General features: G+C 49.6%; 17 protein-coding genes. 10 read left to right on the top strand and 7 right to left on the bottom strand.

The genetic code is table 11. From position 1 onward, the window contains the following. Positions 1-147: 147 nt before the first annotated feature. A complete protein-coding gene (locus ACJJII_RS19790) occupies positions 148-1,323 on the bottom strand; it encodes an alpha-hydroxy acid oxidase (RefSeq protein WP_444917448.1) in 1,176 nt (391 codons plus the stop codon). A gap of 272 nt (positions 1,324-1,595) precedes the next feature. On the opposite strand from ACJJII_RS19790, the gene ACJJII_RS19785 reads away from it, so the two are divergent. Both ACJJII_RS19785 and ACJJII_RS19780 read left to right on the top strand, forming a co-directional pair. Beyond that, positions 1,596-1,922, top strand: coding sequence for a hypothetical protein (locus ACJJII_RS19785; protein ID WP_444917447.1), 327 nt, complete (start codon positions 1,596-1,598; stop codon positions 1,920-1,922). 95 nt (positions 1,923-2,017) lie between these two features. Continuing rightward, on the top strand, positions 2,018-2,521 hold the full coding sequence (locus ACJJII_RS19780; RefSeq protein ID WP_444913316.1) for a GNAT family N-acetyltransferase: 504 nt from the start codon (positions 2,018-2,020) through the stop codon (positions 2,519-2,521). A gap of 82 nt (positions 2,522-2,603) precedes the next feature. On the opposite strand, the gene ACJJII_RS19775 is transcribed toward ACJJII_RS19780, so the two are convergent. After that, a complete protein-coding gene (locus ACJJII_RS19775) occupies positions 2,604-3,032 on the bottom strand; it encodes an Rrf2 family transcriptional regulator (protein WP_444917446.1) in 429 nt (142 codons plus the stop codon). A gap of 116 nt (positions 3,033-3,148) precedes the next feature. Between ACJJII_RS19775 and ACJJII_RS19770 the strand changes: the two genes are divergently transcribed. Next, complete coding sequence (locus ACJJII_RS19770) at positions 3,149-4,048, top strand: NAD(P)/FAD-dependent oxidoreductase (protein WP_444917445.1); 900 nt, start codon at positions 3,149-3,151, stop codon at positions 4,046-4,048. 107 nt (positions 4,049-4,155) lie between these two features. Here ACJJII_RS19770 and ACJJII_RS19765 read toward each other — a convergent pair whose 3' ends face one another. The 4 genes from ACJJII_RS19765 to ACJJII_RS19750 all read right to left on the bottom strand — a co-directional run bounded on the left by ACJJII_RS19765 (position 4,156) and on the right by ACJJII_RS19750 (position 10,468). Continuing rightward, positions 4,156-5,541, bottom strand: coding sequence for an L-serine ammonia-lyase (locus ACJJII_RS19765; protein ID WP_444917444.1), 1,386 nt, complete (start codon positions 5,539-5,541; stop codon positions 4,156-4,158). A gap of 188 nt (positions 5,542-5,729) precedes the next feature. Continuing rightward, on the bottom strand, positions 5,730-6,707 hold the full coding sequence (gene cmoB / locus ACJJII_RS19760) for a tRNA 5-methoxyuridine(34)/uridine 5-oxyacetic acid(34) synthase CmoB (protein WP_444917443.1): 978 nt from the start codon (positions 6,705-6,707) through the stop codon (positions 5,730-5,732). Positions 6,708-6,714: 7 nt separating this feature from the next. Then, positions 6,715-7,458, bottom strand: a complete 744-nt coding sequence (gene cmoA, locus ACJJII_RS19755) for a carboxy-S-adenosyl-L-methionine synthase CmoA (RefSeq protein ID WP_444917442.1) — start codon at positions 7,456-7,458, stop codon at positions 6,715-6,717. Between the two features lie 100 nt (positions 7,459-7,558). Next, the gene (locus ACJJII_RS19750; protein WP_444917441.1) at positions 7,559-10,468 is read right to left on the bottom strand and encodes an insulinase family protein; all 2,910 of its coding nucleotides are present in this window, start codon (positions 10,466-10,468) and stop codon (positions 7,559-7,561) included. 177 nt (positions 10,469-10,645) lie between these two features. On the opposite strand from ACJJII_RS19750, the gene ACJJII_RS19745 reads away from it, so the two are divergent. From ACJJII_RS19745 to ACJJII_RS19735, 3 genes are read left to right on the top strand one after another with little or no spacing between them, the layout of a single operon-like run. Further along, positions 10,646-11,377 carry a DUF599 domain-containing protein gene (locus ACJJII_RS19745; RefSeq protein WP_108733516.1) on the top strand — a complete coding sequence of 244 codons (732 nt, stop codon included), beginning with the start codon at positions 10,646-10,648 and terminating at the stop codon, positions 11,375-11,377. Further along, positions 11,364-11,699 carry a nucleotide pyrophosphohydrolase gene (locus ACJJII_RS19740; protein WP_444917440.1) on the top strand — a complete coding sequence of 112 codons (336 nt, stop codon included), beginning with the start codon at positions 11,364-11,366 and terminating at the stop codon, positions 11,697-11,699. Before ACJJII_RS19745 ends, ACJJII_RS19740 begins: the two co-directional genes overlap by 14 nt. Continuing rightward, a complete protein-coding gene (locus tag ACJJII_RS19735) occupies positions 11,692-12,483 on the top strand; it encodes a methyltransferase (RefSeq protein WP_444917439.1) in 792 nt (263 codons plus the stop codon). Before ACJJII_RS19740 ends, ACJJII_RS19735 begins: the two co-directional genes overlap by 8 nt. Here the strand turns inward: ACJJII_RS19735 and ACJJII_RS19730 are convergent. Beyond that, entirely contained in the window at positions 12,480-12,989 is a 510-nt protein-coding gene (locus tag ACJJII_RS19730) for a DnaJ domain-containing protein (protein ID WP_444917438.1), read from the bottom strand. The genes ACJJII_RS19735 and ACJJII_RS19730 overlap by 4 nt on opposite strands. A 348-nt stretch (positions 12,990-13,337) precedes the next feature. On the opposite strand from ACJJII_RS19730, the gene msrA reads away from it, so the two are divergent. The 4 genes from msrA (at position 13,338) to ACJJII_RS19710 (ending at position 18,693) form a co-directional block, all read left to right on the top strand. Further along, on the top strand, positions 13,338-13,961 hold the full coding sequence (gene msrA, locus ACJJII_RS19725; protein ID WP_282932528.1) for a peptide-methionine (S)-S-oxide reductase MsrA: 624 nt from the start codon (positions 13,338-13,340) through the stop codon (positions 13,959-13,961). Between the two features lie 328 nt (positions 13,962-14,289). Beyond that, positions 14,290-14,964: a YopT-type cysteine protease domain-containing protein gene (locus ACJJII_RS19720; RefSeq protein ID WP_444917437.1), complete on the top strand. Its 675-nt coding sequence runs from the start codon at positions 14,290-14,292 to the stop codon at positions 14,962-14,964. Between the two features lie 545 nt (positions 14,965-15,509). Beyond that, entirely contained in the window at positions 15,510-16,286 is a 777-nt protein-coding gene (locus tag ACJJII_RS19715) for a hypothetical protein (protein WP_444917436.1), read from the top strand. 1,036 nt (positions 16,287-17,322) lie between these two features. Continuing rightward, entirely contained in the window at positions 17,323-18,693 is a 1,371-nt protein-coding gene (locus ACJJII_RS19710; RefSeq protein WP_444917435.1) for a DUF1254 domain-containing protein, read from the top strand. Positions 18,694-18,791 lie beyond the last annotated feature (98 nt).

Raw genomic sequence — 18,791 nt, 5'->3', positions numbered from 1 at the left:
GTCAGTCTACTTAATATGAAAAGTTGCTAGAAATTTTGTTTTAGCTCGCTGTAACTTTTGTTGTTCTGCATACAGGTGAGCTTGCGATAACTCAACTCTAATTTGTTAGCCTAAAATTAGCGTTAGGATAAATAGCGCTATGCACCATCATAGAGGTCTTGGAGTTATAGAGAGTTCTACCTTTCCACAAAGATCTTTAAGCGTATTAGCCCCAACTTGTTGCATCACCTGCATCATTTGAGCTTTTAATAGGTAGATCGCATGATTACCTCCTTCATTGCCAAGGGCACAGACGCTATACATAAAAAACCTTCCCAGAAAGCAAAAGTTTGCCCCTAGAGCACAAGCGCTTGCGATATCCACACCGGATCTGATTCCACTATCGATAGCCAAGGAGATCCTATCCTGATAGCTGGAAAACCTTTCTAGTAAAGGGAGAGTTGCTTCGCCTAAATCAAGTTGCCGTGCACCGTGATTGGATAAAATGACCCCATCTGCTCCGAGTTTAATCGCTTTTTGAAGATCGGGTTCACTCATTATCCCTTTAATAATAAGTGTATGGGGCCATAGATCTCGTATACGTTTTACACTGTCAAAATCCAGTGGGCCCATAGTAGTGGTGTTCATAAACTCAGTTAGTTCAAGTTTTTTGTTATCAGTATCAATGTAAGGCTCTAGATTTTTAAATTTAGGGAGACCGTATCGCAATGTGGATAGGCTCCAATTTGGTTTGAGTATCGCTTGCCAGATGTTTTTTACATTCAATTTCGGTGGCATTGCCAATCCGTTGTGGAAGTCTCTGGGGCGTAAGCCAAATGTAGGAACATCAATGGTAATGACTAAATGTTGATATTGGGCAGAGGTTAGTCGGGATAGCAGGTCAGAAAGAATGGCTGGGTCTGTTGGGTTGTAGAGTTGGTACCAGGCTGTTCCCTGTGAGACTTCAGAAATTCGCTCCAGTGATTCAGAAGATACAGTACTGAGGATGAACGGGATCTTGTGCTCATATGAAGCTCTGGCAAGTATTACGGGCGCATTTGGCCACATAAGCCCCTGTAGCCCAATGGGCGCTATGCCAAATGGAGCACTGTATAGCTTCCCAAAAAGTTCACACTTTAAGCTCGGTGTGGAGTTTGGTCGGATATATTGAGGGGTGAACTTTACAGAATCGAATGCCTGGCGATTTCGGCATAAACCAATATCGTCCATACAGCCTTCTATTAGGTATTCATAGGAAAATTTTGGAACTCTCTGCTTTGCTCGATTTTTAAGCCGTTCTGAACTTGCGAAGTGACGGTTAAATAGGCTGTTGTAATTGGTCATACCCCCCCCTTTCTGAGTACCTTAGAGATTAGACTAGTCTAGTTATGTAGAAGGTGCCGCCTGGAGCAGAAGTGACAATACACATGGGTTGTTGTGGTTCTTTCAAATATTGAATTCATTACTACGTACTAATTGGTTGTGGGGTGAGTGTTTCCTTGAGTTGTATTCTGGCTTAAAGAGTTACTTCTGTATTGCGTGCCTGTTATCTGGGATTTTGCAGGGATACGGTAGGGTGTTATTCTCGAAATATTAAAGGGGGAAGAGGGTTGATAGTGCGTAATACCTTTTGGGTTTTTATTTTATTGATGTTGGCCGGTTGTGCAAAACCACTTCCTGAAGACAAGTTAGATTACGCTGGCACTTGGATTGGTAGCCAAATAAGTTTGATCATAACAACTGATGGCCGGGTCTTGTATGAACGGGTTGAAGGGAGCGTTACAACTTCTATAGAGGGGCCGATAAAAGAGTTCAACGGAGATGATTTCAGTGTTGGATTTTTATTTTTGACTGCAAATTTTCATGTTTCCAATCCCCCTTATGAAAAGGATGGGATTTGGCAGATGACAGTGGATGATGCTCGGCTAACACGGGTTGATTGATCAGTTCGTGCTTTAAATTAGTATCTGGTGTATATGGAGTAAAGAGAACAATAGAAGTACTTTCTATTGTTTTCGATATCCCTTAAGGAGTTCCGTTGAATATAAAAATCAGACACCTAGAAGAATCCGATAATAAGGATTTGTTCGAGATTCATAGTTTTGCCTCAGTAAATGAAAATACCTCTCAACTACTTTTCCTAAGCTCTGATAAAGTCGCTAATCTTTTTTCTGATCCGAATAATTATACCTTGGTCGCTGAATTGGATACCAAGGTCGTTGGGTATGTCACTCTGTTCTTAACCAATAAAATCCGGGATAGACATAGTGCTGTGCTGGCAATTGCGGTACATCCTGAATTTCACGGTCGGGGAGTTGGCCGGATGTTAATGGAAGAGGCGCTTAATCAGGCGGATAATTGGCTCAATCTAATACGATTGGAGCTGGAAGTTCATGTTGATAATGGTACTGCAATAGCACTTTATGAGGGCTCGGGCTTTCAGGTGGAGGGAACCAAGCGGCTTGGCAGGTTTAAGGCGGGTCGTTATATAGACGTTTTGTTGATGGCGAGAATACACCCTGAGTACCAAGCTAAAGCATAGGGTGTACCTGGCAATCGCAAAATGGACCTGGATATCAGGGAAGCTCAGAATTGAAATTTGGAACTCTCTAGGGCGAGGCGAATTATTCCGAAGTCTCTATGTGTGTAAATTCTCCACCGAGCTGATCCAGAGTGATCTCTCCAAATCGCGCGAGTAAAATACTCTCCGCCTCATCCATTGCATCCTTTAGGGCGGTATTTACTGCGTGCTCAATGATACAGTTAGTGTGTTCGTCTGTGAGGCCAATGGTAAAAACTGAGCTGTCTCCCAGCGCTTTATGGATATCCAGAAGCGTAATTTCACTCAAGGGTTTCGCGAGTGACCAGCCCCCATTGTGCCCTTTACTGGAGCGTACGTACCCCTGATCCCGCAATAGCGCCATAGTTCTGCGAGCCACCACAGGATTGGTGAGGAGCATAGCTGCCATCTTGTCTGAAGTAACCGGCTTATCAGTCATGTTCAAATGGATAAGGACATGAAGCGCCCGGGATAATCGGCTGTCTTTGCGCATAATTCACCTAAGTTTTCGATCCTGCAGTTTATCACGAAACTTTTGCTGTTACGTGTGTTGTACGGCTTTGAATTTTTGTGTAACAATAAAAGTTACATGATATCGGAGGGGTTGCTATGGGTATGGATGTATTGATTATCGGTGGAAGTTTTGCCGGTCTGTCTGCGGCGATGCAGCTGGTTCGCGGCAGGCGTAAGGTCGTTGTACTGGATGCTAGAAGACCTAGAAACCGCTTTGCAAAAGCGTCCCATGGAGTGTTTTGCCTGGATGGTAAGACGCCCGAGGAAATTCGTAGCACGGCGCTTTCCCAGCTACAGGCTTACTCGAGCTTCCAGGTGGTTGAAGACACTGCGGATACTGTGGATGTTCATGAAGAGGGGTTTGCTGTTGCTGCACAAGGAGGTACCACTTTTAAAGCGAAGAGGCTAATTCTTGCAACCGGCATTACGGACCAGCTACCGGATATCCTTGGCGTGAAAGAGCGCTGGGGTAGGAGCGTGATTCACTGTCCCTATTGCCACGGTTATGAGCTGAGTGATCGCCCATTAGGTGTGCTGGCTACCAGCGAGCTGTCTTTCCACCAGGCGGCAATGATTCCCGATTGGGGAGCAACTACCTTGTTTACCCAGGGCCAGTTCAATCCGCAGGGGGAAGTGCTCGATCATCTGCTGGCTCGGGGAGTAATGCTGGAAGAAGCCCCGATTACGCAGTTGGAGGGAGAGGGGGATAGTTTACGTGAAGTTGTTTTAGCGGATGGCCGCAAGTTGCCACTGGAGGGGCTCTACGTGAGCCCCAAAGCGGAATTGACCTCTCCGTTTATCGATCAATTGGGGTTGGAGCTGGAGGAGTCTATTACCGGGCGGATTGTGAAGGTGGATGGCTTTAAGGAAACTTCTGTAAAGGGAGTCTTTGCTGCTGGGGATTTATCCAACCCGATGCAAAGCGGAACCTTTGCGATTGCATCCGGCACCATGGCGGGTGTTGGAGCTCATCGCTCGTTGATATTTAACCAGTGACTTTTAAAGACCGCTGGGGGTTCGTTGGAGATATACGACAAAAAGAATTTGGTATCTTCCGGGCTAAGTAAGCGGCAGGAGCAGATTTGTGCTCCTGCCGAAAAATATCAGCAGTTCACAGCGTTTACTGCGAGCCCGCCGAGAGAGGTCTCTTTGTATTTGCTCTGCATATCGATACCGGTTTGACGCATCGTCTCGATAACGCTGTCCAGCGGTACGATATGAGCGCCATCACCGCGCAGGGCCAGGCGTGCGCCGTTAATGGCTTTTACGGCACCCATGGTGTTGCGCTCGATACAGGGGACCTGCACCAACCCGCCGATTGGATCGCAGGTAAGGCCGAGGTTGTGTTCCATACCAATTTCAGCAGCGTTTTCAATCTGCTGGTTGGTGCCGCCCTCTACGGCGGCCAAGCCGGCGGAAGCCATGGAGCAGGCTACGCCGATTTCTCCCTGGCAGCCCACCTCAGCGGCAGAAATAGAGGCATTTTTTTTAAACAGCATACCGATAGCGCCGGCGGTGAGCAGGAATTTCACTACCTGGTCTTTCAATTCACCGTGAATTTTGCTGTCGTGTACAAATTCCACGTAGTAGGCGATAACGGCGGGAATCACACCGGCAGCACCGTTGGTGGGCGCGGTGACGATGCGCCCGCGCGCGGCATTTTCCTCATTTACGGCGAGGGCAAAAAGACTAACCCAGTCGAGAATGGCGAGGCCGTGGTTGCGTTCTTCCGGACTCTGTTTGCTCAACTCCCGGTAGAGTTCAGCAGCGCGGCGGCGAACATTGAGGCCGCCGGGCAAGATGCCATTCTGGTGGCAGCCTCGCTCAATAGAGGCATCCATTACTTTCCAGATATTCCACAAACGGTCTTTGACTTCCTGCTCGCTGCGGAAGGCTTTTTCGTTTTCCATGGCCAGCTCGGCAATAGTCCAACCGTGATGATCACAGATCTTCATCAGCTGTTCTGCATTGCTGAAGTCATAGGGCAGAAGGGTTGCGATTTCCTCTTTGTGAGCGAAATCTTCTTCGGAGAGCACAAAGCCGCCGCCGATGGAGAAGTAGCTGCGCTCGAACAGCAGCTCTTCGCCAGCGTATGCCTGGCAGGTCATTCCGTTGGAGTGCTGGGGAAGAAATTCCTCCATATGGAAAACCAGGTCGCGCTCGCGAATAAACTCGATATCCTGGTCACTATTTAATAACAGGCGGCGCTCGCTCTGGATTTGCGCCATTTTCTCGTCAATCGAGTCGACATCAATGGTGTCTGGAGATTGACCCAATAGCCCCATCAGAACTGCCATATCGGTGCCGTGACCAACCCCGGTCAGGGCCAGTGAGCCGTATAAATGGACTTGTACGCGGTCTGTGCGGGGCAGTTGGTCCCGGTCTTGTAAATCCTGCACGAATTGGCGGGCAGCGACCATGGGGCCCACCGTGTGGGAGCTGGAAGGGCCAACCCCAATTTTGAAAAGCTCAAAAACGCTAATACTCATAAATATTCTCTGCGCCGGGCTGCATCCTGCGGCAGCCCTCCCTAAAGGATATAGTTGCACTATTTAGGGGCGCACTTTGCCTTATGAGTCGCAACAATCAAGATGGTGCTCCCCATTCCGTACAAAATTCTATTAGCAGCAAATTTTGCGGAATTTATGAGTTCCCAGACCTGAAGCGTATAGACAAGCTACGGCGCTTCTGCGACCAAAACCGCTCTCTTGGGCGCGGGGTGACCTTCCACGGTTTTGTCTGGCGATTCCGGGTCGAGAAAATCTGCCAGGGATTCGAAGTGCATCCAGTCGGTGCGCCGCTGTTCCTCCAGGCTGGTGGTGTTCAAATCCACGGTCCTGGGGTTGCGGAAACCGCACTTGCGCAGCCAGCTCTCCAGGGTGGCGCAGCTGGGGAAAAACCACACATTGCGCATCTTTGCATAGCGGTCTTCGGGTACCAGGCAATCGCCGAGTCCTCCGTCGATAACCAATGTCTCTAATACAAGCTGGCCGCCGGGGCGGAGGGTCTCGCGCAATTCGCGCAGGTGATCCATGGGTGAACGGCGGTGATAGAGTACCCCCATGGAAAAAGTGGTATCGAAAGCGCGCAAGTTTGCCGGGAGCGCTTCAATACCCAGGGGTAACAAATCCACCGGTGCTTCCTGGCCCAGGTATTTTTTCAGCGCGTAAAATTGCGCGACAAATTTGGCGGAAGGATCAATACCGATTACGCGGCGCGCGCCGGCACCGTAGGAACGCCAGCAGTGGTACCCATTGCCACAGCCCACATCGAGCACCAGTCGATTTTTCAGTGGTGCCAAGTGCGGAAGTACCCGATCCCATTTCCAATCGGAGCGCCACTCAGTATCAATATTTAGTCCAAATAACTCCCAGGGGCCTTTGCGCCAGGGGTGTAATTTGCGCAGCTCCCGCTCCAGGGCTTCGAGTTGTTCTGAGCTGGCATCGGCGGCAGTGCCCGCGCTGACCTTGCTGTTCAGTTCGATAGCGGAGGGCGTGATTTCCGGTAGGGCTTCCACCGCTGCGCGCCAATCGGGCAGGTCGCCCCAGCGATGAGGACTCAGGTTTTCAGCCACCTGTGTTGGCAGCTGGGCCAGCCAGGTGCGCAGGGCGGGAACGTGTTGCAGGCCTTGATAGAGTTGGGTGTAGTCGATCACGGGGTACTTACTTTTCCGGCGCGCCTTTGATGGCGATTAAAGAGGCAAAATTAAAACACTGGAACCAGACATCGACACTGGTAAAGCCGACATTTTTCAGTCGTGTGCGGTGGGTATCCAGGGTTTCCGGAATTAATACATTCTCCAGGGCAGAGCGCTTCTGTGCGATTTCCAGCGCGCTGTAACCGTTGGCGGCTTTAAAGGAGTGATGCAGTTCGATCATTAACTCGTTATGGGCTTTATCGGCGAAGTCCACTTTCTCGGAAATAATCAGAATGCCGCCGGGGCGCAAACCATCGTGGATTTTCTGCAGGATTTCTTCGCGCTCTTCCACCGGAATAAATTGCAGGGTGAAGTTGAGCACTACCACCGAGGCATTTTCGATAGCAACGTTTTGCAGGTTGTCGCAGGTAAGTTGAACGGGAACCTCGCCGCTATCGGCTTCGAGGACCGTGCGCGCCTGATCAACCATGGCTTGCGAATTGTCTACAGCGACGATCTCACAGTCGGCAGCGGGAATGCGATGGCGCATGGCCAGGGTTGCCGCGCACAGGGAGCTGCCCAGGTCATAGCAGCGGCTTCCAGCTTGGGCGTAGCGCTCTGCCAGGGTGCCGATCATGGCTACGATCGTGGTGTAGCCGGGCACGGAGCGCTTGATCATATCGGGAAAAACTTGCACCACCTGGCGATCGAACTCGAAGCCGGCTACCTGGCCCAGTGGGTTTGCATAAATATTGTCGTGTTTACTCATTGGAACTTCGCTAGAGGATAACGGCGATAGATCGGCGCCGGTTTTGGCCGGCGCCGCAGAGCATCCCCGGACAAATTGCCGGGGAATCGTCGAGCTCCAGTTAGAGCTTTTCTTCCTTCAGGTTGAGTTTGGCTGCCGCTTCGCTACCTTGGGGACCGGTAACAATGGCGGTACTGGCCTTGCTCGGGTCCAGATAGGTGGCTCCGACGCGTTGCAGGTCTTCCAGGGTAACTTCCGTAACCTGCTTGCGGAATTGTTGGCGCGTCTCGTGGGTGCGACCGTAAAGGCCCGAGTGGAAGTTCTTCTTGGCTTCACCAGCGGGGGAGCCGGGTTTATCCAGACCGCCGACGACGCCGAGGATCGCTTCCTCAACCTGTTCTTCCTTGTGCTTCTCTTCGGCCAACCACTTAAGGGATGCGTCGAAGTCCTCCAGGGTTTCACCCATACGCGGATCGCGGTAGGAGTAGAAGCGGAATACGCCAATATTGCTGTCGTGGCCGGCTCCGCCGCCGTAGGCGCCGCCCTGTTCGCGGATGGTGCGATGCAGGAAGCCGTTGCGCAGGAAGCCGCTCAAAACGGACAGCGGTGCCGCATCCGGGTGGGACATAGGCACAGTGGCATAGGCCTTGGCACAGAAGTTCACCTGGCTGTTGGCAACCCAGAGTTCCTCGATTTGTTTGCGTTCGAAAGGTGCAGAGGGATTGGCTGCGGCGATGCTGGAAGTCGAGGTCAGCGGCATCAGTGTCTGGCTGAAATCGCCAATTTTCTCCTCTTCACCCACCAGCAGGAACTGGCGCGGTGCTGCGAGGATTTTCTGGTGGATAGCCTGGAATTGGGTGGAAAGGTCTTGCAGGCCTTCCTCTTTTTCCAGTCCGGCAACCAGGGCTCTCAGGTTGCGCAATCCCAGCAGACCACCGCTGGCATGGCTCTCCCAGGCGGCGCGGTTGTAGCCGGCACTGGCGGCAGCCATGGCGAGGGCATGGCCGTTGCCGACAACACCCTGTTCGCGGCGGGCGAGAGTTTGCAGTAGCAATTCCTTGATGCGGGCGTGCTCGTCAAAACGCACCTGCTCCATAGTGGCTTGCATCAGTTCGGTCAGGCCACCCTGATTGCGAGCCAGCGCTTTACCGGACAGGATAAAGTGGCCGGACAAGTGATCCAGGTTGTCGATGGCAGTGCGGCTGCTGGTGAAACCGTGCAGGGCGCCTACCACGCTGGTCTGCCACTGCTGGACTTCCAGGTAGTCTTTTTCACCCAGGCCAACTTCGCTCAGTACCTGGCAGTAGTAAGGCAGCAGCTGTTTTTCGGTTTCGGTGAATTCCGGCAGCGCGCAGACCATTTGTTGGTAAACCAGGCCGTTGGTGCCCGCGCTGTAGCGGGTCAACTTCTGTGGGCCCAAGTCTATTGCTTCGCCTTCGACATCCGGAAGCTCTGCGGGAATATCTTCCACGCCGACCTTGGGAAGGATAGAAGCGTCGTCCTCGCGGTTTTGTCGATCGGCCAGGGCTTTGGCGGTTTCGACAATCTGTGCTTTTTCTTTTTCGCTGAGAGCGGCTTTGATTTCCGCCAGCTGGTCTTTCTCCGCTTGCTCGCGGCGCGCAGCCAACTGCTCATCGGGACTCAGTACCATACGTACGCGGTGCTGGTTCTCCAGCAGAAGTTCACGGGCTTTATTGGCGATAAACTTTGGATCTTTGATCTGCTCGCGCAGACGCTCCAGGGTGGCATCGATATTCAGCAGGCCGATGGCATCGCCACGGTGAGTGGCGCCGGTCAATGCGGTGAGAATCAATTGCAGGCCGAAGGGGTAGCCGTCGCCACCAATTTCCCGCTGTTGCAATTCCAGCTGGTGCAAGCTGGCTTCTACCTGTTCGTAGGGGATGCCGTTTTCCGCCACGTCCCTCAGCACGTCGAGAACTTGTTGCTCAAGCTCGTCGGCACTTTCGCGTTCGCTGCCTTCAATACCGCAGACAAACACCAGTTCGCGTTGGGAATCGTCCAGGCCAACCAGCGGAGAAGGGGAAGTGCCAAGGTCGGTGGTTTCCAGCAGCTTCATCAGCGGTGAGGCGCTGTTATCCAGCAGTACACCGGCGAGCAGGTGTGCGGTCAGGGCCTCTTCAAGATCGGTGACATCACCCAGCAGCCAGCTCAATACGATATGGGTCTTGGCCTTCAGAGGTTCGCCATTTAACGGGTAGTGTTCTTCAACTTTCAGCGGCGCCTGGTAGCGGTCTTCGCGCCCAACGGAAATAGTCTTGTCGAGTTTCTCGAACTTGTGCAGCGCTTTTTCTTCAAACGCGGCCTGGTGTTCCGCTGCGGGAATATCACCGAAAGTCATAAAGGTGGCGTTGCTGGGGTGGTAGTGGCTGCGGTAGAAGGCAACCAGCTGCTCGTAACTCAGCTTTGGAATATCAGTAGGTTCGCCACCGGAGTTGTAGTGATAGGTGGTGGTGGGGAACAGATATTTGCTCAGGGTGTGCCACAGCTGCGAGGTGACGGAGCTCATGGCGCCTTTCATCTCATTGAACACGACACCTTTGTAGACGAGCTCGCTGCTCGCATTATCCGCCTCGGCAAATTCCAGGCGGTGGCCTTCCTGGGCAAAGTCCAGCGGGTCCAGGCGCGCAAAAAATACCGCATCCAGGTAGACGTCGAGAAGGTTGTCAAAATCCTTTCGATTCTGGCTGGCAAACGGGTAGGCGGTCCAATCTGAACTGGTGAAGGCGTTCATAAAGGTATTGAGTGAGCGCCGGATCATCATAAAGAAAGGATCGCGCACCGGGTACTTGTCACTGCCGCACAGGGCGGTGTGTTCAAGAATATGGGCGACACCGGTGGAGTCTTCAGGCACGGTGCGCAGGGCGACAAGGAAAACATTTTCCGAGTTGTCTGCGGCGATGTGCAGGTGCTGGGCACCGGTCGTAATGTGTCGGTATTCCTCGACGCGCACGCCGAGAGAATCAATATCTGCGCTGGTAACCAGTTCAAATGCAGGATGTGAGTTGCTCAAAAGACAGCTCCCTGGAGTTATATGAATTTTCTGGCCGGCCACTGCTGCCGGCGAAAGGGCGCTATTCTACCGCTTGCACACATCGGAAAGACAGTGTTGACAAGGATGCCAGTAGGGCGAAGACTTCGCTTGCCGAAGCTACGGCATAAATGTAGACGAACACGGAGATATTAGAGGTTGTCCTGGTTGGATATTGCCAGTGTCATTGGCTTTTTTATCACATGGGTGGGTTACACCGTTTTTGCGCGAAAAAAAGCCAAAGAAACCTGGTGTCTTACTTCATCGCTTCAGTGGTACCGCGTTGAATGGATGATGCGTATGCTCGATAGGGATATGCGCATGGCGGATACCGCTATTCTCAGTAACCTGGAGCGGGTCATTGGTTTTTTTGCCTCCACCAGTATTCTTATCCTGGCGGGTTTAGTGACGGCTTTGACGGCGAACAAGGCCGCCATCGAAGTGCTTACCAGTTTGCCTTTTGCGGAGCCCACCACCGTTGAGCAGTTTGAGCTCAAGGTGATGTTGTTGATCCTGATTTTTATCTTCGCCTTTTTCAATTTTACCTGGTCACTGCGCCAGTACTCCTTCGCCAATGTACTTATTGGCGCAGCACCGCCGCCGGAAACCGGTGATCTATCTGAGGAAGAGCGACGCCGATTTGCCATCAGTACAGCCAAGGTGATTGACCATGCGGGCCACAGTTACAACTACGGTCTGCGCTCTTATTATTTCTCAATGTCAGTGCTGGGCTGGTTTATCCACCCAATCCTGTTTGTTGCCGGCTATCTGTTTGTTGTCTGTGTTTTATACAGGCGTGAGTTTTTGTCCCGCGCACTGAATTCAATTTTGGCGGCCCGGGAGGGCGGGCTGGAGCGCCAGCAGAGGAAAAAATTCGATGAAAGACCGTGAAATCCTGGCGGCTTTTGATGAAGTCGCTGAAATGCGCGGCTGGCAGTCACTGCATACCCCAAAAAACCTGGCCATGGCGCTATCTGTGGAAGTTGCAGAGTTAGGGCGACACTTTCAATGGTGCAGTGATAAAGATATCCAGGATCTAATGGCAGGCGACAAGGCCGAGCAAGTTGCCGCTGAACTGGCGGATATTCAGATGTACTTGAGCAAACTGGCCGCTGTACTGGGGGTTGATATGGAAGAGGCGCTACAGCGCAAATTCGCCGAGAACCGCCGCCGTTGCAATGAGGCTTTGCAAGGTGAGGGCTCCGATGGGTGACAGCCTGCGTAAAGATCGAAACTTTGACGATCTCGCTCACCGTTTTCGCAACCGTATCTATGGCGGCCTTAAAGGGGATATCCGCTTGGCAGTGCTCAACCGGGATCTGGCGCCGCTGTTGGGGAGCGAGCAGCGCATTCTAAAAATCGTTGACGCTGGGGGCGGCCAGGGCCACTTTGCCATGGATCTGGCTGAGGCTGGGCACGAGGTTTTTCTCGCAGATATTTCTGCGCAGATGCTTGAACTCGCGGATGCGGAAATTCGCCAGCGCCATTTGCAAAAGCAAATGACCTTGCTGCATAAACCCCTGCAAGAACTGCCGCAAGTAGAAGCGTTAAAGGACGCCGACCTGGTAATTTGCCACGCTGTGTTGGAATGGTTGGAGCAGCCGCAACAGGCGTTGCAGCAGCTGCGCAGCCTGTTAAAGCCTGGTGGGCATCTTTCGCTCACTTTCTACAATCGACGTGCCCTTGAGTTCCGTCTATTACAGCGGGGCAGCTTTCGCCAGTTGGACCGCAATATTGAAGGGGATAACTGGGGTGGCCACCCTGGCAGCCTCACACCACAGAATCCACTGCTGCCGGAATGGGTGGAAGACTGGCTGACCGAAGCGGGCTTTTCTGTGGCTTGTCACAGCGGCATCCGCTGCTTCCACGATTTTATGACGCCATCAATCCGGGAAAAGTTGCCCGCGTCGGCCATTGTGGAAAAGGAGCTTGAATACTCCCAGGTGGACCCCTATCGGCAATTGGCCAGGTATATCCACCTGCTTTGTAAGGTTTAACCAAGAATGCTCAGTAGTAACTCCTTAGCGGCGTTGATACGCGATGCCAGGTAATCGTTGCCGCCGCGATCTGGGTGGAGTTTTTGGATCAATTTGCGGTGTGCACTAATGATTTCATCTCTGCCAGCATCGGCGTCAACGCCAAGGATTCGGCGCGCTTCGTGTTCCGAGAGTGGCGGGCCCTCGGCGTTGTGTGGCGGCGGATGTTGAGTGGCCCCTGGATTTGGGCGCCTGCTTGAATACTTTTCAAACAATGGCATCAACCAAGGTAAATAACGGGAGAGCTGACTGAGTAAACGGCCCAACACAGGAAGAATGAGCACGAGCGCTGCTCCTACCCAATGCAGGCGCCCGGTGATAGCCAGCACAACCACTATTACGGCGACACCGGCGATACAGGCCATAAATATCTGCTTGCGCCGCTCCTGCGGTGAGCTAGATTTGATTTTTTGCCAGAGATACCAGGCACCGATGGCGATTAAAATCAGTAAGATTAAGCGCGCCAATGACGACTCCTTATAGTGTTGATCTGCCAATGTTTGTTCTGCGTATCATAGAGTCCTCTTAACTACTTGATTCGCGGATTAATATAGTAAGGAAGCCTCTGAATAATTCCGTAAGGTCTCTGCGGGTCTTGAAGGCTGCAAAGCTTATGCACAGCTCGCCAGCGAATGGCCAAGAGCTGCAAGGTAGCAGCTGTGGCCTTCAAGACCCGCCCTACGGGGCTTTCAGAGCGATTCACACTCTGAAAGCCAGAGGCACCACGGAATTATCCAGAGGCTCCCTGGATCTGGGAGGATAAGCGCCTTCGAGCTATCCTGACAAAAGAAAATACCTGCACTTGAGAAAACAGTATGCAATACGACAAATTTCAGATACCCGATGCGGACCAGGTGCTGCCCGGCCGGCCCCAGCCGATGGAGATCAGTGGCACCCACTTTGTAAATGGCAACACCATTAAAGAACCATTCCCCGAGCACCTGGAAGTCGCCATTTTTGGTATGGGATGCTTCTGGGGCGCAGAGCATGTGTTCTGGGATACGGATGGTGTGTTTGCCACTGCCGTTGGCTACACCGATGGCGCCACTGAAAACCCGAACTACGATGAAGTCTGCACCGGCCGTACCGGGCACGCAGAGGTGGTGAAAGTAATCTTTGATCCCAAAAAGGTGAGCTACGCAGAGCTCCTGCGGATCTTTTGGGATCACCATGACCCAACCCAGGGTATGCGCCAGGGTAATGATATCGGCTCCCAGTACCGTTCCTGTGTTTTCTGTCTGAACGAAGGCCAGAAACAGGAGGCGGAAGCGAGCAGGGCGGCTGTGCAGGAAGCGTTGGACGCCAAAGATCGTGGGTCAATCACCACCGAAATTAGCATGGCTCAACCGTTCTACTACGCCGAGGAGTACCACCAGCAATATATGGCTAAGAATGAAGACGCGGTTTGCCCAATTCTTCGCAACCCAATGCATGACTAAGAATTGATAGATTGCAGAAGCAGGCGACACAGCGGATGTCGCCTGTTTTCGCCATCCAGAACACGGCTACATCCCCCCTTAGCTTTCCCATTCTTCTAGATGCTCCCTGTATTTGGCTGTTATTAAATTATGGCCAAAATCTAAAAATTCCCACCCATTATCTAAAGTTCTGCCTAATTTTTGCCCGTAAGCTTATCACTTCTAACACGCTGCACTTGAGATTTCAGCAAGAGTCAATTTGAAGGGAAAAGAGCGTAAATGATATCCCTGCGTAAGAACTGTGTGCGTTTATTGCACTAACAACAAATTATTTGAGTAGTAGTAAAATATGTTTAATAGTGTTTATGATTTGGCTAGACAGCTTAACGGAGTGTGTACTTGGGATTTAAACCAAGCAGGGTCTGGAACGAGTGTCGGGTTTTGGCTTGGTTTTAATAGTATGTCCCAGTCCTTTTCTGCCGATTGGATCAAGCATCATGCTTATGACGACCATTTGGTTAATACCCTTGGCGGTGTCAAAGGTTGGAGTGGAGCGTATATTCCATTCAATGTTCATGCTTATTTACGAATAAAGAGTAGGCAAGATGAATGGAGTAAGTCAGGTGACTGGGAAAAGTATTACCAAAGGTGGCTAAGTCTAAATGGGCTGAAGGTATTGTCTTGGGGGAAAAATAAAGGCAAAGAGTTTGGTTATGCACGACTAGAACTGGCAAAAATCAATGGTGCATATGCATCGATCCTATTAAGTTATTCGAGTATGAGGCGCCCAAATGAAAGAGTCGCCGATGCACACTCAATGGCCGCATGGGTAGGGGCTCCGACATTTAATCAGTTGCAGCAAGATGCACTTTTCTTTGATCCAAATTTTGGTGAATTTTGGTTTCAGGACCGAGAGCATTTTTTCCTATTTTTTAATATATTGCTTACTCGATACTACAGGCCCAAGTTTGGTTATGACTCCTGCCTTATTGATAGAGTTTGGAAAAGTAGTTCTTGTAGGTGATATATTTCGTTTAACTCTAAAAATATTGAGAAGGAACTAATTTAGGGGATTGCTAATGGCCTAGTAAGTGGACTTGCAACTTTGAACCAAAAGGCCGGCTTTTAATTTAAAAAAGGTACCTCTATATCCCGTGGATTTAGACCTGTTTGAGTCCCATGGAGGTACCTTGATTATAAAATAGTCTCTGTAGGTAACCATACAATCGTCAGTAAGCTATGGAAGGTTGTACTTGATACCTGCGTAGGTATTAATGGTAGCAATATATTTAATGTCGATATTAAAAGGAGGTTAAAGGGTAATTAGTACTATATCTACCAGGGAGGGCTAACCTGTAGTTGAGCAATCTAGCCAATCAAACACCCTAGATGTCATGCAGGCGGAAATCCTTAGCATAAAATCCTCAAGGGCTGGGATCCAATAGGTCGCAGTTGATATATACGGTTCTCGTGGAAAAGGTGGCTAATAGTAGATGGTGTGTGATACCTGAAAGCTTCAGATTTTCGTAGATGTAAATAAATTAATGCTTGAAAAAAGGATTTGAATTTATGCACATTGATCGAATTGCGAGGATGTACGGTGGAGTAAAAACTTGGGCGTTTACACAGACTACAACACGATTGCGTGTTTACCCATGGTATGCAATCCATAGTCCAAAGGGAATTTGTGAAGGCCTATCGGCGAACTGGGTTAAGACGAATGCCCTGGATGAAACAAGCTTACCTGCTCAATTGGGGTTGTATCCGAAGCGAGTAAAGCTTGGACCGTTTACATATATAAGGTACCAGTCCTTAAATATAACTCATCTAATGAAAGTAGCAAAACAGTTTAAGGCCTGGAGAGCGACCGGTCGTCAATCTGAAGAAATTAAGGAATGGTTGATATGGCACGGCCTTGAATACAAGTTGGCTTGGAGTGATTCCTCTGTAGATAGAATGGCTGCTAATAGGGTTGAGATTATACCGGGACAGCCCCGGCCTGCACTAAGACGGGAGCCCCCAAATAATATTGCTTTATCATTGCAGCTACGCAATTTATATGATGCATATGCAATGATAACTTTCGGAGGGCGCATTAAAATGGGGATGTTTTCGATGGGAGCGGCGCACAGTGTGGCCGCTTGGCTGTCTAACCCCAATGTCCCGTGGCGTACGGAGGTGGGAGCACTATTTTTTGATCCCAATTACGGTGAGTATCGTTTTTCAACCAGAGATGATTTCTTCCGCTTTTTTGAAAGCTATTATCGGACTGCTTATATGTCTGGGGGGAGTCAATACACGGGCTACTGGGCAGTTGATGCTTACGTAAAAAGGTATGTTGGATGACGTTATGTAAAGATTTTTGTAATGACAAATAAGCTATGTGAAAGATGCCAGCCGCTAACTGGCTGGTATCGGCTGCTATTTAGTTGCGTATTTACGTTGTTTCTGAGGGTGTCAGTCTATATTTTACTTTGTAAATTTGTGTGAAATGTAATTGGTTATAAGATCCGTACGCCATAGCTATAAGTCTGTATGTTTAAATTGACGTTTGATTATCCGTAGTATTGGTGTGTCCCTTTCAAATCGTAAAAGCGATTGAATATTGTCTCTAGAATTCCCACATTTGTAATTGGCGTCTCACAACCAGTGGCTCTGCTCAAAAGTTATCATTTGCTTCCGGTTAGCTCGTCATCAGGAGAATCCACTTTAAGATGGGTGCACTGTGAGAGATTGTGCGCAGAAGTAACCCAGGAGAACAATGGTTACATACAGCTTCATACAACTCATAATTAAAGCTATTGTTTCGCCGGAAGGTGTTTTCTTGAAGCGTTTAGGTTGGTTGGTATAGATAATATTTCTGAATTAACCGTATGGACGAGCAACTTTGTATTTTGGTAGTTATTTTGTGTGTTTATTTGTTGGGTAGGATTATTTCTTTGCTTTTTTATGTTTGGGGTGGGAGTTATAGATACTCTACTGGAATATAGGTTTGCGAATAAGTGCGTTATACGACATCAAGGTAGATGGTGCTTGAAACTGTAAATTCTATACGTTTTTGGGATAGGTTTTGTGGTCTGCGGAGTTAAATCTTGGTGGACTTTATAGGTTGCAAGTTTCCGCAGATAGATGCTTGCGCCTGTTAGTAATTGTGATAATGTATATTGATGGATTGAAAGGTTGCGAAAATGTGGCCTTTAGATGCAATATTGGGTGTGCAGCTACAAATGCTTCACCTAAGAAAATAATAAAAATTAATCGAGTAGTGAAAAATCTGGAGCCTAATTTCGGCCTAATTCAGGTGGCTATTTTTTGTTGTCTTATGTGTATCGCTAGCGTTATAGGGGCATAATTTTATTCAATAACAAGTACATAATAATCTATGAATAAATTTACTGGTGTCTTGGTGGTTGCAGTTTTTCTAGGGGCGATCATTGGCTGGTATAGTTTTAAGATTCTCAAACAAGGGGCTAACGCCTACTTGTTTGCTTACCCTTTGGTAGTGATGGAGGCTACCCGTCAAAGTATGGCTGTCGATTTCGTATCCGGAAGGGAATCTAATCACCTATACCATATGCACAGTTTTCCGGATCATACCTTTCGAAATGTGGTAAGACCCAATAATGATACGCTTTACAGCGTAGTATGGTTTGATCTTACTGATGGTCCCATGGTTATTTCTGTGCCAGCGATGGAGCGCTATTACATACTGCCATTTATGGATGCTTGGACCAATGTTTTTGGTAGCATAGGTACTTCCTCTAATAATGGTGAATCGGGTGAATATTTATTGGTTGGGCCCGAGTGGAGTGGTTCAGTACCGGATGATCTTGAGGTTATTCGTTCTCCTACTTTAATGGTGTGGATGATAGGCCGCATTGAAATCTATAGTTATGAGGATGTAGCCAATGTAGCTACCATCCAAGAGGGGTTTGCAATTACCCCCTTGTCTCGCTGGCCTGACGGTGAATCGTTTCCATCAACGGTAATTAGCGAGAGCCGGATTAATCAGCATGATAACCCCAAGGCTTTTGTCGACAAGCTTTCTGTCGACGAGTTTTTTCAGCAATTTGTTAGCTTGTTGCGAAAACAGGCCATCGTGCCCAAGGACCCGCTTGCATTAAAAAATTTAATGCGCTTTGATTTGCTGACTAAAAATGATTTCTCGCTGGATAGGCTGCCTTGGTGGCGGCGTGTGGCTCTCACTATGGGATCCAATATTGCTAACCAACGTCTTCATGAGGCAACTGAAAGCAGGCGACAAGATAACCTTGAAAATGGTTGGAGAGTCTGGCGGGATACGATTGGTGAGTATGGCACCAATTATGCCACTCGTGCGGGCGTTGCCATGGCGGGCCTTGGTGCGCTAAAACCGGATGAAGCAGTATACCCAACGACTTACGTGGATAGTCGGGGAGAATTTCTCGATGGAGAAAACAGCTATCGACTGGTATTTCCATCAGCACCACCAGGTAATGCCTTTTGGTCCCTGACGCTCTATGATGTTGATGGCTATCTGGTAAATAATCCGATAAATCGCTACCTTCTCAGCAGCCGAGACCCTCTGATCGTTGGCCCGGATGGGGCCTTAAGTATTTTGATCGCCAATAAGGCACCGAAAGGGAACATTACAAACTGGCTGCCCTCCCCAAAAGGTGAGTTCAGCTTAACTCTTCGTATCTACAATCCATCGGATACCTTTTTGAATGGCAAATGGATAATGCCGGGAGTCGAGAAGCTCCATCATTACTGAGCGATGAATGCAGTATGGTTTAAATCGCACTTCTTAATAAATTCTTACTCAACAATTCAAACTCTCGGTGCCTAACTGATTTTAGTGATGGGCTAGTT

It is taken from the genome of Microbulbifer maximicatervae (SeqCode) (assembly GCF_052467825.1).
Note: the sequence above shows the minus strand (reverse complement) of the source record. Positions and strands in the feature narration are given on the sequence as shown.

Coding starts and splice junctions, on each gene's coding strand:
- msrA (WP_282932528.1), top strand. CDS start 13,338: ATGCAATACGACAAATTTCAGATACCCGATGCGGACCAGGTGCTGCCC.
- ACJJII_RS19790 (WP_444917448.1), bottom strand. CDS start 1,323: ATGACCAATTACAACAGCCTATTTAACCGTCACTTCGCAAGTTCAGAA.
- ACJJII_RS19710 (WP_444917435.1), top strand. CDS start 17,323: ATGAATAAATTTACTGGTGTCTTGGTGGTTGCAGTTTTTCTAGGGGCG.
- cmoA (WP_444917442.1), bottom strand. CDS start 7,458: ATGAGTAAACACGACAATATTTATGCAAACCCACTGGGCCAGGTAGCC.
- ACJJII_RS19740 (WP_444917440.1), top strand. CDS start 11,364: ATGAAAGACCGTGAAATCCTGGCGGCTTTTGATGAAGTCGCTGAAATG.
- ACJJII_RS19735 (WP_444917439.1), top strand. CDS start 11,692: ATGGGTGACAGCCTGCGTAAAGATCGAAACTTTGACGATCTCGCTCAC.
- ACJJII_RS19715 (WP_444917436.1), top strand. CDS start 15,510: ATGCACATTGATCGAATTGCGAGGATGTACGGTGGAGTAAAAACTTGG.
- ACJJII_RS19775 (WP_444917446.1), bottom strand. CDS start 3,032: ATGCGCAAAGACAGCCGATTATCCCGGGCGCTTCATGTCCTTATCCAT.
- ACJJII_RS19770 (WP_444917445.1), top strand. CDS start 3,149: ATGGGTATGGATGTATTGATTATCGGTGGAAGTTTTGCCGGTCTGTCT.
- ACJJII_RS19765 (WP_444917444.1), bottom strand. CDS start 5,541: ATGAGTATTAGCGTTTTTGAGCTTTTCAAAATTGGGGTTGGCCCTTCC.
- ACJJII_RS19720 (WP_444917437.1), top strand. CDS start 14,290: ATGTTTAATAGTGTTTATGATTTGGCTAGACAGCTTAACGGAGTGTGT.